Source organism: Thaumasiovibrio subtropicus, from assembly GCF_019703835.1.
Lineage (GTDB): Bacteria > Pseudomonadota > Gammaproteobacteria > Enterobacterales > Vibrionaceae > Thaumasiovibrio > Thaumasiovibrio subtropicus.
Map to the genome: position 1 here is coordinate 849,412 of NZ_AP023054.1, position 12,230 is coordinate 861,641.

Annotated in this window: 11 protein-coding genes and 1 pseudogene; 5 read left to right on the forward strand and 7 right to left on the reverse strand. The window is 45.9% G+C overall.

Features of this window, described 5'->3' with window-relative positions; translation table 11 throughout:
- Positions 1-254: 254 nt before the first annotated feature.
- From TSUB_RS04020 to TSUB_RS04035, 4 genes are all read left to right on the forward strand, one after another.
- A complete protein-coding gene (locus TSUB_RS04020; RefSeq protein ID WP_159064786.1) occupies positions 255-752 on the forward strand; it encodes a DUF2919 domain-containing protein in 498 nt (165 codons plus the stop codon).
- Positions 753-764: 12 nt separating this feature from the next.
- Positions 765-1,160, forward strand: coding sequence for a hypothetical protein (locus tag TSUB_RS04025; protein ID WP_087017021.1), 396 nt, complete (start codon positions 765-767; stop codon positions 1,158-1,160).
- A gap of 151 nt (positions 1,161-1,311) precedes the next feature.
- Positions 1,312-2,208 (forward strand): Dyp-type peroxidase, encoded by an 897-nt coding sequence (locus tag TSUB_RS04030; RefSeq protein WP_087017023.1) that lies wholly within the window; start codon positions 1,312-1,314, stop codon positions 2,206-2,208.
- A gap of 504 nt (positions 2,209-2,712) precedes the next feature.
- The gene (locus tag TSUB_RS04035) at positions 2,713-5,367 is read left to right on the forward strand and encodes a beta-N-acetylhexosaminidase (RefSeq protein WP_087017025.1); all 2,655 of its coding nucleotides are present in this window, start codon (positions 2,713-2,715) and stop codon (positions 5,365-5,367) included.
- Between the two features lie 86 nt (positions 5,368-5,453).
- Here the strand turns inward: TSUB_RS04035 and TSUB_RS04040 are convergent, their stop codons facing one another.
- From TSUB_RS04040 to cysZ, 7 genes and pseudogenes are all read right to left on the reverse strand, one after another.
- Positions 5,454-5,903 (reverse strand): DUF4174 domain-containing protein, encoded by a 450-nt coding sequence (locus tag TSUB_RS04040; protein ID WP_087017027.1) that lies wholly within the window; start codon positions 5,901-5,903, stop codon positions 5,454-5,456.
- Positions 5,904-6,046: 143 nt separating this feature from the next.
- Positions 6,047-6,241: a hypothetical protein gene (locus TSUB_RS04045; protein WP_159064787.1), complete on the reverse strand. Its 195-nt coding sequence runs from the start codon at positions 6,239-6,241 to the stop codon at positions 6,047-6,049.
- Positions 6,242-6,247: 6 nt separating this feature from the next.
- Complete coding sequence (gene crr, locus TSUB_RS04050; protein WP_087017029.1) at positions 6,248-6,757, reverse strand: PTS glucose transporter subunit IIA; 510 nt, start codon at positions 6,755-6,757, stop codon at positions 6,248-6,250.
- A gap of 38 nt (positions 6,758-6,795) precedes the next feature.
- Positions 6,796-8,517, reverse strand: coding sequence for a phosphoenolpyruvate-protein phosphotransferase PtsI (gene ptsI, locus TSUB_RS04055; protein WP_087017031.1), 1,722 nt, complete (start codon positions 8,515-8,517; stop codon positions 6,796-6,798).
- A 50-nt stretch (positions 8,518-8,567) separates the two neighbouring features.
- Entirely contained in the window at positions 8,568-8,825 is a 258-nt protein-coding gene (gene ptsH / locus TSUB_RS04060; RefSeq protein ID WP_087017050.1) for a phosphocarrier protein Hpr, read from the reverse strand.
- Positions 8,826-9,136: 311 nt separating this feature from the next.
- Entirely contained in the window at positions 9,137-10,105 is a 969-nt protein-coding gene (gene cysK / locus TSUB_RS04065; RefSeq protein ID WP_087017033.1) for a cysteine synthase A, read from the reverse strand.
- Between the two features lie 118 nt (positions 10,106-10,223).
- A pseudogene (gene cysZ / locus TSUB_RS04070) lies at positions 10,224-10,961 on the reverse strand (sulfate transporter CysZ); the annotation flags it as partial.
- A 301-nt stretch (positions 10,962-11,262) separates the two neighbouring features.
- Between cysZ and zipA the strand changes: the two are divergent.
- Positions 11,263-12,225: a cell division protein ZipA gene (gene zipA, locus TSUB_RS04075; protein ID WP_192867818.1), complete on the forward strand. Its 963-nt coding sequence runs from the start codon at positions 11,263-11,265 to the stop codon at positions 12,223-12,225.
- Positions 12,226-12,230 lie beyond the last annotated feature (5 nt).

A 12,230-nucleotide genomic window follows, 5' to 3' on the forward strand; every position in this document is an offset into this window, starting at 1 on the left:
AGCTGGTGTGACTTAGTGCACGAATTTATGTATCAAAAATGTACAACTGCACAGTTTTCCCATGATTTGCTCGAATCTCTACGCGCTGTTACATACGATGGATGCTATACCTGCGTAAACTGCACGGCTTAACATCTTCACTATCAAGGTGTTAGTAGCGTTTTTGCAAAGGTGCTGTCGTAATGACTTCTCTTTTTCTTCTCAGTCACTCATAGTTAGTGCTTTATTAAGAAATCGCAATGTAGAGGTAAGAAGTGAAGCATTGGATGGCTCATTTGGATAATCACGGTTGGTTTGTGCCTCCGATATGGCTTTGGCTCGGCTGGGTATTGCTTTCGCGTAGCTGGTGGTTGGTTGTCATTGCAGGGGTGAGCAGAGAGCAGGGTGCTGCACTGCTTGAACTGTTTTACCCCAAGCAGATGGAGCTATACCAGCAGATGGCACTCGCTGCCCCGGTGGTGGTGTTTATGTGGCTGTCGGGCTTGCGACACAAGCTGCCTCCTTGGTTGCTCAGAGTCTGGCAAAAAGGCAGAGGGATAACACTAGTGGTACTAGTGAGCGATTTTGTTATTCAAGGCTACGCCATCGCCAATGCGCCGTTAACCGCAACATTGCCGATGCTAGTCACGGCAGTACTGACACTCTGGTTTGCCCTGTATTTAGTGAGAAGCTGGCGTGTCGACATGACGTTTACAATGATTCCATCAGATGCTTCTAGAAAGGAAGAGGGGAGAGGCGTCAACGACAATTAATGAGTTAGAGATATGCAAGAGTTAAGTAAAGGTTTAATACTATTCAGTGCCCTGCTCAGTCCATTGGCGATGGCGGATTGGCAGCTCAATGTGGATTTGCAGTTCAGTGCGCCCGTCGGTGAGCAAACGAGTCAGTCTTCCATTCATTTGTCGCCGGGTGAAGAAGCGATCTTCTTAGAGTCTTCTAGTAGCGAGCTACCGCTGAGAGGCAGTGCTGAACTGCTCGATGTCAACGCAGAGACGGTAACCGTCGCTTTCACCGTCGAGCAACTTGCGGACAATGGCGACTGGGTGACTTTTGCCAAGCCGATAGTGTCGACGGGCATTGATACGCCTGCTGAGATCGCCATAGCGGATGATGATAACCAGCAAACATTGAACTTAGCAATCTCTGTCTCTTCCCATTAAGTCTCGCGCAACTTAGCACTTAGAAACCTTCCGTCTGGAAGGTTTTTTCTTTCTTACTCAAACCACAACACCATACGAAATCAATATCTTTTAAAGCGGTTTGTGTACACTAAGTGGTGAGCTTTGTCTTAATAATAAAAGGAACAAAACTATGGCAACGATGCAGCCAGGTATTTTGCCGAATGCAGGGCCTTTTGCACTGTATGTAACCCTGAATGTTGAGAACCTCACTGACGCAGTAAAAGCGCAGCTTGGTCACTTTCACCGTCTTATCGCTGATATTAATGACCAGTATCAAGCGGATCTATGTGCAACATTGAGTTTTGGTCAGCAATGTTGGCAGCAGCTATATCAAGGGACGTCGTTCGATACCTTTAAGCCGCTGGGTGCGGGTAAGGTGACTGCGCCAGCGACAGAAGCGGATGTATTAATACATATTCACTCGACACGACATGATTTACATTTTCTTGCTCTGCGCAAGTTTTTGGCACCTATCGCTGATGTCGTTACGATAACCGACGAAACCTATGGCTATCGTTACTTAGACAGTCGCGATATGACCGACTTTGTTGATGGGACCGAGAATCCAAAGGAAGACGCTCAACGCCAAGAGGTTGCTGCTATTGCATCGGGCGATTTAGCCGGTGGCAGTTTCGTTATGTTGCAACGCTTTGAGCACAATTTGCCAGCTTGGAACAAAATGGGGATTGCTCAACAAGAAGCGGCAGTAGGACGAACTAAAGCTGACTCGATTGAGTTAGATGACGTGCCAAACAATTCTCATGTGGGCCGTGTCGATATCAAAGAAAAAGGAAAAGGACTCAAACTGGTCCGCCACAGTCTGCCATACGGCTCCGTTAGTGGTCCTCACGGTTTGCTGTTTATTGCGTACTGTAATACGCAGCATAATTTCAAGCAGATGCTAGAAAGTATGTACGGTGAAGTGGATGGCGTGACAGATCGCTTGTTAGATTTCACTACAGCGGTAACTGGCGGTTACTATTTTGCGCCTTCGAATGAAATGTTGGCTGCCATTCTCGCTGAATAATTCCTAAAGAGAATATTTCCTGACTGTAAGCACCATAGGGCCTTGAAGGGTTACTCTTCGAGGCCTTTATTTATGGGGTTTACACGGTTGTTTTGATTTAATTTTCATTAAAAATAAACACGTCAAAGTACTTTTGACGACGCAATTTAACGAGTTTTAACGTTGAAAAGTGTGATCTCAAGCCATTATTTAAAACGCGAAAATATTTAATCCTAGAATAACGGATAAATACTAAGTGATTTAGATCACTTAAAATCACTTCAAATCCCACATCTAACGTGACTCAGATCGAGTTTTTACGTCATTTTTATATTCTCAGTTTTGACGTTTTACTTAACTTTCTGTTTTTAATGGATTAATTTCCTCCCTTTAATGTCTGATTTGAACCAGATCACTTTCTGTATTGATTAATTTCGCGCAAGGAAATAACTGGGCTTAATCTATCGCCAGTTGGAATGAGTCAGCGTCACGACTCTCGTTACCGGAATGATTAGGATACGGAAGATGTTAAAACAAACCCTATTAGCCACTTCGATTATAGCGACTCTGTCTGCATGTACATCAACACCAGAGTTAACCGAACAACAGCGTGTTAATGCCATAGCAGAGAATTTGGATATTCATTATCAAGTAGTGACCAACCATGGCGCAAATGATGGCTTAGCTTGTCAGGCCCTCGGTGCCGAGTGGGCGTCTTGTAATCAAGTGATAATGACATTGGAGAATCAAGGACAAGCGGTCGAAGGTCACGACTGGGTGATCTACTTCCATAGCATCCGTTTAATTCTAGATATCGACAGTGATCTCTTTACCGTTAGCCGTGTAACAGGCGATCTACATAAATTGACGCCGACCGAGAAATTTACTGGCTTCGAAGCCGGTGAAAAGATTGAGCTGCCACTGATCGGCGAGTTCTGGCAACTGTTTGAAACGGACTTTATGCCGGGGGCCTTTGTAACAGCACCTAACTCAGAGCCGAAGCAAATTGTCGCGTTAGATACTGAAGATGTGGCGAGCTTCGTGAGTGGATTAGAGGGTGATAACTTAAAACGCACGCCAGACGATAACAATATCTTTGCTACTGCTGCCACGCGTTTTGAGAAAAATGCTGATGTTGTACAACAGGATGTCCGTACTGCGGTTATCCCGACCCCACTTCATAGCGAAGCAACAGGGGGAGAGCTTTCGATTACTCAGGGCTTGGCGATCAAAGAAGGGGTGTTTTCAACAGATCACCTAGCTGCCATTGAAGCGCGTGCGGACGTTATTGGTGTCGATATCGATGGTACCGTTCCTGTTAATGTGACACTTAAACCTGGTGCTTTTTCTGATGACACCGCACGTTCTGGCGCTTATCGGTTAGATGTTACGTCAGAGGCAGTGGAGGTGATTGCTTTTGATAGTGTCGGCGCATTTTACGCGGTGCAATCTCTGTTTGGGTTGATTGATAGCACCAATCCGACTGTTGTTCCGACGGTTTCTATCAAAGATGCGCCACGCTTTGACTACCGTGGTGTGATGGTTGACGTTGCCCGTAACTTCCATTCGAAAGACGCTATTCTCGCTACTCTTGATCAAATGGCGGCCTACAAGCTCAATAAGCTGCATCTTCACCTAACCGATGATGAAGGTTGGCGTTTAGAAATTCCGGGTCTGCCAGAGTTGACCGAGGTAGGTGCGAAACGTTGCTTTGACTTAGAAGAGCAGCATTGCCTACTACCTCAACTTGGCTCGGGGGCGACAACGGATAACTTTGGTAGCGGCTACTTCAGCCGAGAAGACTATATTGAAATTCTAAACTACGCACGGGCTCGTCATATTGAAGTGATTCCTGAGATCGATATGCCAGCGCATGCGCGTGCTGCTGTGATGTCGATGGAAGCGCGTTATGACAAATACATGGCCGAAGGTGATCAAGCCGCTGCGGAAGCTTATCGTTTGTTGGATCCGCAAGATACTTCTAATGTGACGACAGTACAGTTCTATGACCGTCATAGCTTCATTAACCCTTGTCTAGATTCATCCGTTCGTTTTGTCGATAAGGTGATCAGCGAAGTGGCTGCGATGCACCAAGAAGCGGGTGTGCCTTTGAATACGTGGCACTTTGGTGGCGATGAAGCGAAGAACATTAAGCTTGGTGCTGGGCTTCAAGATATCAATGCGGAAGATCCAGTGGCTTGGAAAGGCAATATTGATCTTAGCAAACAAGATAAGCCGTTTGCGCGTTCACCACAATGCCAGACTTTGATCGCTGAAGGCACGGTAAAAGATGCGGGTTACTTACCTAGTTACTTTGCTGAGCAGGTGTCGGGTATTGTGGCTGAAAAAGGTATTCCCGCATTTCAAGCTTGGCAAGATGGCCTGAAGTACAGTGAAGGTGCTGATGCCTTCGCGACGGCTGACACACGTGTCAACTTCTGGGATGTGCTTTACTGGGGCGGGACGAGTTCTGCATATGAGTGGTCTGCAAATGGCTATGATGTGATTGTATCTAATCCAGACTATGTCTACATGGATATGCCTTATGAAATCGACCCGAAAGAGCGTGGTTATTACTGGGCGACGCGTGCAACAGATACGCGTAAGATGTTTGGATTTGCACCAGAGAACTTGCCTCAGAATGCAGAAACTTCGCTAGATCGCGATGGGAATGGCTTCACTGGTAAAGGCGAAGTGGAAAGTGCTCCATTCTATGGTCTTTCAGCGCAGCTCTGGTCTGAGACTGTCCGTACTGACGAGCAGTATGAGTACATGGTATTCCCTCGCGTACTTGCCGCTGCGGAACGCGCCTGGCACCGTGCTGAGTGGGAAAATGACTATCAAGTCGGTGTGGAATACTCACAAGAGTCAGAGTTAGTAAACAAAGCTGCGCTTCATGATGATTGGACACGCTTCGCAAATGTCATGGGTCAGCGCGAACTCGCTAAATTGGAGAAATCGGGCATTGATTATCGCCTACCTGTACCGGGTGCGCGTATTGAGAATGGCCAACTAGAGATGAATGTGCAGTTCCCAGGGGTAGCGCTACAGTATTCTCTAGACGGTAAGCAATGGCTGGACTACAACAGTGCTGAGAGACCAAAGGTTGAAGGTAACGTATCTGTACGTTCAATCTCAGCATCGGGTGAACGTCACAGTCGAGTGATTGACGTGAAATAAGCGATTTAATCGAGCTGTTCCGATAAAGCAATAACGAAACCCTGGTTTGGCCGCCAGGGTTTTTTACGTTAATGGGTCGTCCCACTTTAGATGTTGCAATGCCGACGTTGGCCATTTTGGATTTCTCTTTTCCGCATGGGCATAGCGTCAATGATGGTATTGAGCTCTTGCCAGTCAATGGCATGTTGCCATCGATGTTTTACTTCTCCATCTTTGCCGATCAGTACGGCTTGATAGTCAGGTGAGGACAGTTTTAGGGCGTGAAAGTTGTCAGGTAGTGTGGTTTGTCGCTGTTTGTTGACGAGCAGCTCTTTTGGCGAAGTGTTGTTATTGTCAGCAAGATAGATGTCAACATCTCTGGCCGTGAGTTGGCACTGGTTAAACAGCACCTCTTTCATCAGCTGCCTTTGCTGGGCGACATCTTCCGGTAAAAAGAATACCAGAGTACGCGCATTCCAGTGGAGTGAGTGATGGGGGTACGCCGCGGTGATACCCGGTAGTAGCACCAAAAAGGTCAGGATAATAAAGGTACGCATAGCAGTCCTCCTCTTAGTGTCTACGCAAAGCTTAGACAGTTAGATTCATGCCAGCGAGTTAAACGGTGTATCAAGTTTGATGTAGCAGAAAGGTTAACCACTAAGGTTCTGATAGTTTTGGGTAAAAAGCACTCAGAGACTGGTTATAGCCATTCGGTGCCGATTGGCTTTGAGGCGTTGTGGATAGAGACATGGTGGATTGAGACGTCCGGTATTGGAGAGTGTTTAGAAAGTGCTCCCTTTCGTAGTGGGGTAAGTGTCGTGCGATAGAAAGACGACGGAGAAAGGTCGACAGAAACAAAAAACGCCGCAGAAAGCGGCGTTTTGTCAGTAACCATTGAATCTTACTTAGTTACTTTAAGTACTGCAGTTTCACCAACATTAACAGCACCAGAAAGCTTAGTTAGCTCTTTGATTTCGTCCATGTTAGAGATAACAACAGGTGTCAGCGTTGATTTCGCTTTCTCTTCTAGTAGCGCTAGGTCGAATTTGATCACTGTGTCGCCAGCTTTAACTGTTTGACCTTCTTCAGCAATGCGCTCGAAACCTTCACCTTTTAGTTCAACAGTATCAATACCGAAGTGAACGAAAAGCTCGATGCCGTCATCAGACTCGATAGAGAATGCGTGGTTCGTTTCGAAGATTTTACCGATAGTACCGCTTACTGGTGCAACCATTTTGTCACCAGCTGGTTTGATTGCGATACCGTCACCAACGATTTTCTCTGCGAATACGACATCAGGCACATCTTCGATGTTTACGATTTCACCTGAAAGTGGCGCGATGATTTCAATTGCACCTGTGTTTGCGCTATCGTCCGAAACTAGCTTTTTTAGTTTGTCAAACAGACCCATTATGTTGCTCCTAAGCGATTATTTTATCTGCTGGTATATTAGCAGATAGTTTTCTCTGCGATAAATTTTTCTACGTGTGCTTCGATTTCAGCTGCAGTTGGCATTGCCAATGCTTCATCCGCCATTTGCTTCACTTCAGCGAAGTTTGCGTTACGGATAATCTTCTTAACACGTGGAATTGAAATGCCAGACATACTGAACTCATCCAGACCCATACCTAGAAGAAGCAGGGTTGCACGCTCGTCGCCAGCTAGCTCACCACACATACCAGTCCACTTACCTTCTTTATGAGAAGCGTCGATGACCTGTTTGATCACTGTCAGTACAGCTGGAGACAGCGGGTTGTATAGGTGTGAAATCAGCTCGTTACCGCGGTCTACCGCTAGAGTATACTGAGTTAAGTCGTTCGTACCAATACTGAAGAAAGCAACTTCTTTCGCCAGATGGTGAGCAATCGCTGCAGCAGCAGGGGTTTCTACCATTACACCGATTTCAACGTTTTCATCAAATGCAAGACCTTCAGCTCGAAGCTCTGCTTTATATTCTTCAATCGCTTTTTTCAGTTCACGAATCTCTTCAACAGAGATGATCATTGGGAACATGATGCGAAGTTTACCGTGCGCAGATGCTCGTAGAATACCACGAAGCTGGTCACGCAGGATTTCACGGCGGTCAAGGCTGATACGCACTGCACGCCAACCCAAGAATGGGTTCATTTCTTGTGGCAGATCCATGTAAGGTAGATCTTTATCACCACCGATATCCATAGTACGGATGATCACTGGCTCGCCATGCATCGCTTCTGCGACTTCTTTATATGCCTGGTACTGCTCTTCTTCTGTTGGAAGCGCGTCGCGATCCATGAACAGGAATTCAGTACGGTAAAGGCCGACGCCTTCGCCACCATTGCGGTTGATGCCGTCACAGTCTTTTACAGTACCGATGTTACCGCATACTTCGACTTGGTGACCGTCAAGTGTGATAGCTGGCAAATCTTTCAGTTTTGCAAGCTCTTCTTTTTCCGCGTTGTGTTGGTCGCGAATCGCTTTGAATTTGTCTAGCTCAGCATCGCTTGGGTTAACAACAATTTGGTTGTTAAGTGCGTCAAGAACAAGCATATCGCCATTCTGAACTTGCTGAGTGATGTCGTTAGTACCAACGATGGCAGGAAGTTCTAGTGAACGTGCCATGATTGAGGTATGAGATGTACGACCACCGATATCGGTAATAAAACCTAGAACATACTGCAGGTTAATCTGCGCTGTTTCTGAAGGTGTTAGGTCGTTAGCAACAAGGATAACTTCTTCGTTAATCGCGCTTAGCGAGACGATGTTAATGCCGAGTGCGTTTTTAACAAAGCGTGAACCGATATCGCGAATATCGGTCGCACGCTCTTTAAGGTACTCATCATCTAGAGACTCAAGCGTTGTTGCTTGCTCTTCGATCACAGAGTGGATCGCGAGGTCTGCACTTGCGTTGTTCTCTTTGATGAATGCAATGATTTCTTCTTCCAGCTCTTCATCTTCAAGCAACATGATGTGGCCTTCGAAGATAGCTTCTTTTTCTTCACCGAAAGTTTCACGCGCCTTTTCTTTGATCGCTTCTAGCTGCTCAGAAGATTTGCTACGCGCATCATAGAAACGTTGAATTTCACTCTCTACGTCGCTGATAGGAGACTGGTTTAAAACAATCTCTTCTTCTTTCAGCAGCAAGGCTTTTCCGAAAGCAATGCCCGGAGAGGCCGGAATTCCTGAAATCATAACTGTACCTTAATTAAAAAAAACAAGTGTAAGTGATGTAAAAGAGCTGCTTAGTGCAGCTCATCCATCAATGCGACTAGGTGGTCAACAGCTGCTTGAGCTTGAGCACCTTCAGCAGAAATAGTAACAACAGTGCCTTTAACTAGACCTAGAGTTTGAAGCTTGAATAGGCTCTTTGCAGAAGCGCTTTTACCGTTAGAGGTAACAGTGATGTCTGCGTCGAAGCCTTTTGCTTCTTTTACGAACTGTGCAGCAGGACGAGTGTGTAGGCCGTTTTCTGCAGTGATTTCAACTTGTTTCTGATACATTTTTTCACCCCGATTGTTAATAAAATCTTTATTATGATTCGCTTGATGTAGCATAACGCATTTTGGCGTCGCAGCGAATTTCTGTGTTAGAATCTTACCCGATTTGTACTTATTTCAGACCTTTATTTTGTGAGCAAGTCGTCACAAAACTGATCTTGTCGGAGACAACAAGTTTATTTCGAGCCTGAAAATAAATCCCCCTCGTTATAAGCTCACGGTCATAAAAAAGCAATAAAAAAGCCCCAAAAAAGGGGCTTTCGTCACACTTTTGAATATCCGCTCGCAACCAGTTGCTGATGCGGTTGTAATGATTATTGCTGCAGTTCTTGCTCTGTGAAAATACCAGCGAAGAGTGCGCTTGATAGGTAACGTTCACCAGAACTTGGTAGGATGACAACGATGGTTTTTCCAGCGTTTTCAGGTAGTTCTGCTAGGCGATTTGCTGCAACGACCGCGGCACCAGAAGAAATACCCGCTAGAATACCTTCTTCTTCCATTAGACGACGTGCCATTTCAATCGCATCTTCAGACGAAACTTGCGCCACTTCATCGACAAGATCTAGGTCGAGGTTGCCAGGGATGAAACCTGCACCAATACCTTGGATTTTGTGTGGAGCGGGTTGAATCTCATCGCCAGCACGCGCTTGAGTGATAACAGGTGACTCACTTGGCTCTACCGCCACAGACGTGATTTGTTTGCCTTTTTGTTGCTTAATATAGCGGCTTACACCCGTGATTGTGCCACCTGTCCCGACACCCGCAACGAAGATATCAACTTCACCATCGGTCGCATCCCAGATCTCTGGACCAGTGGTTTTCTCGTGGATTTCTGGGTTTGCTGGGTTATTAAACTGTTGCAGCATGTAGAATTTTGACGGGTCTTGAGCAACAATCTCTTCAGCTTTTGCAATCGCACCTTTCATACCTTTAGGCGCTTCTGTCAGCACAAGGTTTGCACCTAGCGCTTTAAGCAATTTACGGCGCTCAAGGCTCATGCTTTCAGGCATCGTCAGTGTGAGTTTGTAGCCACGTGCCGCAGCAACGAAAGCGAGCGCGATACCTGTGTTACCACTGGTAGGTTCTACGAGCTCGACGCCTGGCTTCAACTTACCACTTTTCTCTGCGTCCCAAATCATGTTTGCGCCGATACGACACTTAACGCTGAAGCTTGGGTTACGGGCTTCAACTTTAGCCAGGACTTTGCCTTTGCTTACACGGTTAAGTTTTACAAGAGGAGTGTTACCAATAGTGTGAGAATTATCTTCGTAGATCTTGCTCATTGAATTCGTTCCTTCGTTACACGGGATAAGTAGGTTTTAGCATACTCGGAATCCGTGTTTTGCGAAGGAACAAATGGTTATATGTTATTGTTGTATTAAGACAATAAATTCGCCTGTGTCATACTGATTCTGCTTTATATTTGTCTACCCAGAGTGCGGTTGCGCCGCAGACCGCGACGGGCATTACGACCAGATTGAGCACGGGGATCATGGTGCATAGCAATACACAGGTGCCGAAACTGATACTCGTTGAGTAAGGGGAGGCAAGTTGATCACGCATCTCTCTAAAAGGGACTTTGTGATTGTCAAAAGGGTAATCAAGATATTGAATCGCCATCATCCATCCGCTAAACAAAAACCACAGCACAGGCCCAGCTGTTTGACCAATGGCTGGAATGAGCAGTAACAGTAGTAGCCCTATAGCCTTAGGAATGTAATAGGCCAGTTTTTGCCATTCGCGTTTAATGATGCGGGGTAAGTCTTTTAAAAGGTCTTTGAGACTTTCGTTCGGTAAAGGTTTTCCGGTTAACTTCGCTTCAAGTTGTTCGGCCAATAATCCATTGAAAGGTGCGGCAATGAGGTTGGCGATTGTGCTGAAGAAGTAGGCGAAGACAACCAGAATGGCAATAAAAGCAAGAGGCTCTATTATAAAGGAGAGAAAATGGAGCATCTCGGGTAGCCAACTGAGTATTAGGCTGTTGAGCTTCTCACTGAGGGTTGAGAATAGGAAGTAGAAGGCAACGCCGAAAAGGAAGAGGTTGACGACGAGCGGTAATATGACGAAGCGGCGTATCCCTGGCAAGGTTGCAAGGGAAAAACCTTTTAAAAAGTATTGAAATCCAGACATGCTCTTCTTAGTAGTATCAGCTTTGTAACAATTTTTAACATGGTAACGGTTAGCGAATTGTCTCTCAACCCATAATCACTCTGTCCAAAATCCTTGTTAAACAATGAATATTTTTTGAACGGACGAACACATTCGGGTTCGAATAGTGAGATAGAGGTTCTATTTCTGTAGAGAGATTTGGTACATTAACAGCCATAGTTAGATTTAGACCTGACCGACACGTTAGTTGAGTAGGGTAACAGTTTGAAAGCGCCTCATTGTCATCTTCATGATGAATGCGTTTAAGGACAACAACAGCAGAGATAATGTGATGCAGGAATTGCGCTTAGTTCTGATAGTCGTAGGTGTGTTAGCGATTGCCGCACTATTGATTCATGGTTTATGGACAAGCCGGAAAGAACAGCCCGCAAAGTTTGGCGAAAAACCACTGAAGAAGATGTCTGATGTGGATGACCAAGGCTTTGATCAAGACGGTATCGGTGAGGTACGAGTCGTCACTCGTAATCAAGAGAAACGTCAGGAACCAGAATTCAGTTTTGGTGAGTCCCTTTCTCATGATCCTCTGCTAGAGCAACCACAAGAGACACCACCAGCTCAACAAGACGTGCAGCCCGCTTCCGAGCCTGTCCTCTCTTTTAGTGCGACAGAAGCTGCTGTTGAAGCGCCATCGTCAAAACCACCAACAGACAATGCAGAAGCGGTTGTAGAACGGAGCGCTGAGCCCGTTACCGTTGATTCTTCTCCTTATATAGAAGAAGAGAAATCGCAGCCTATAGAGGTTGAGCCTGAAATTGAAGAGGCGCCACAGGTTGAGCCTGCGTTGGCTGAGAGCGAGCCTGTTGTTTCAGAGGCCGAGCCAGAGCAAGAGCCGGAAGTATTGGTGCTGCATGTTCATGCGAACCAAGGCGAGATTTTTAAAGGCACTCGCTTGATCAATTCGATGGAGCAGTATGGGCTCACGTTTGGTGATATGAACATCTACCACCGTCATGTCGACGAAACGGCTAGCTCAAAAGTGATCTTTAGTGTGGCAAATATCGTCAAACCAGGCGTGTTTCACCAGAATGTAGAGTTTGAAACTCCTGGCATTTCATTCTTTATGACATTGCCGTGTTATGGCAAAGCGGATCAAAACTTTAAGCTAATGCTACAAACCGCGCAGCAGATCGCCGATGACTTGGGTGGCCTGGTGATGGATGATCAGCGCCACATGATCACCCCACAAAAACTGGATAGCTATCGAGAGAAAATAAAGCGTTATCAATCCGCATAATTTTC

Excerpts from the sequence above, each read along its gene's own strand:
- TSUB_RS04025 (WP_087017021.1), top strand. The coding sequence starts at position 765 with ATGCAAGAGTTAAGTAAAGGTTTAATACTATTCAGTGCCCTGCTCAGT.
- TSUB_RS04030 (WP_087017023.1), top strand. The coding sequence starts at position 1,312 with ATGGCAACGATGCAGCCAGGTATTTTGCCGAATGCAGGGCCTTTTGCA.
- TSUB_RS04035 (WP_087017025.1), top strand. The coding sequence starts at position 2,713 with ATGTTAAAACAAACCCTATTAGCCACTTCGATTATAGCGACTCTGTCT.
- TSUB_RS04040 (WP_087017027.1), bottom strand. The coding sequence starts at position 5,903 with ATGCGTACCTTTATTATCCTGACCTTTTTGGTGCTACTACCGGGTATC.
- TSUB_RS04045 (WP_159064787.1), bottom strand. The coding sequence starts at position 6,241 with ATGGTTACTGACAAAACGCCGCTTTCTGCGGCGTTTTTTGTTTCTGTC.
- crr (WP_087017029.1), bottom strand. The coding sequence starts at position 6,757 with ATGGGTCTGTTTGACAAACTAAAAAAGCTAGTTTCGGACGATAGCGCA.
- ptsI (WP_087017031.1), bottom strand. The coding sequence starts at position 8,517 with ATGATTTCAGGAATTCCGGCCTCTCCGGGCATTGCTTTCGGAAAAGCC.
- ptsH (WP_087017050.1), bottom strand. The coding sequence starts at position 8,825 with ATGTATCAGAAACAAGTTGAAATCACTGCAGAAAACGGCCTACACACT.
- cysK (WP_087017033.1), bottom strand. The coding sequence starts at position 10,105 with ATGAGCAAGATCTACGAAGATAATTCTCACACTATTGGTAACACTCCT.
- zipA (WP_192867818.1), top strand. The coding sequence starts at position 11,263 with ATGCAGGAATTGCGCTTAGTTCTGATAGTCGTAGGTGTGTTAGCGATT.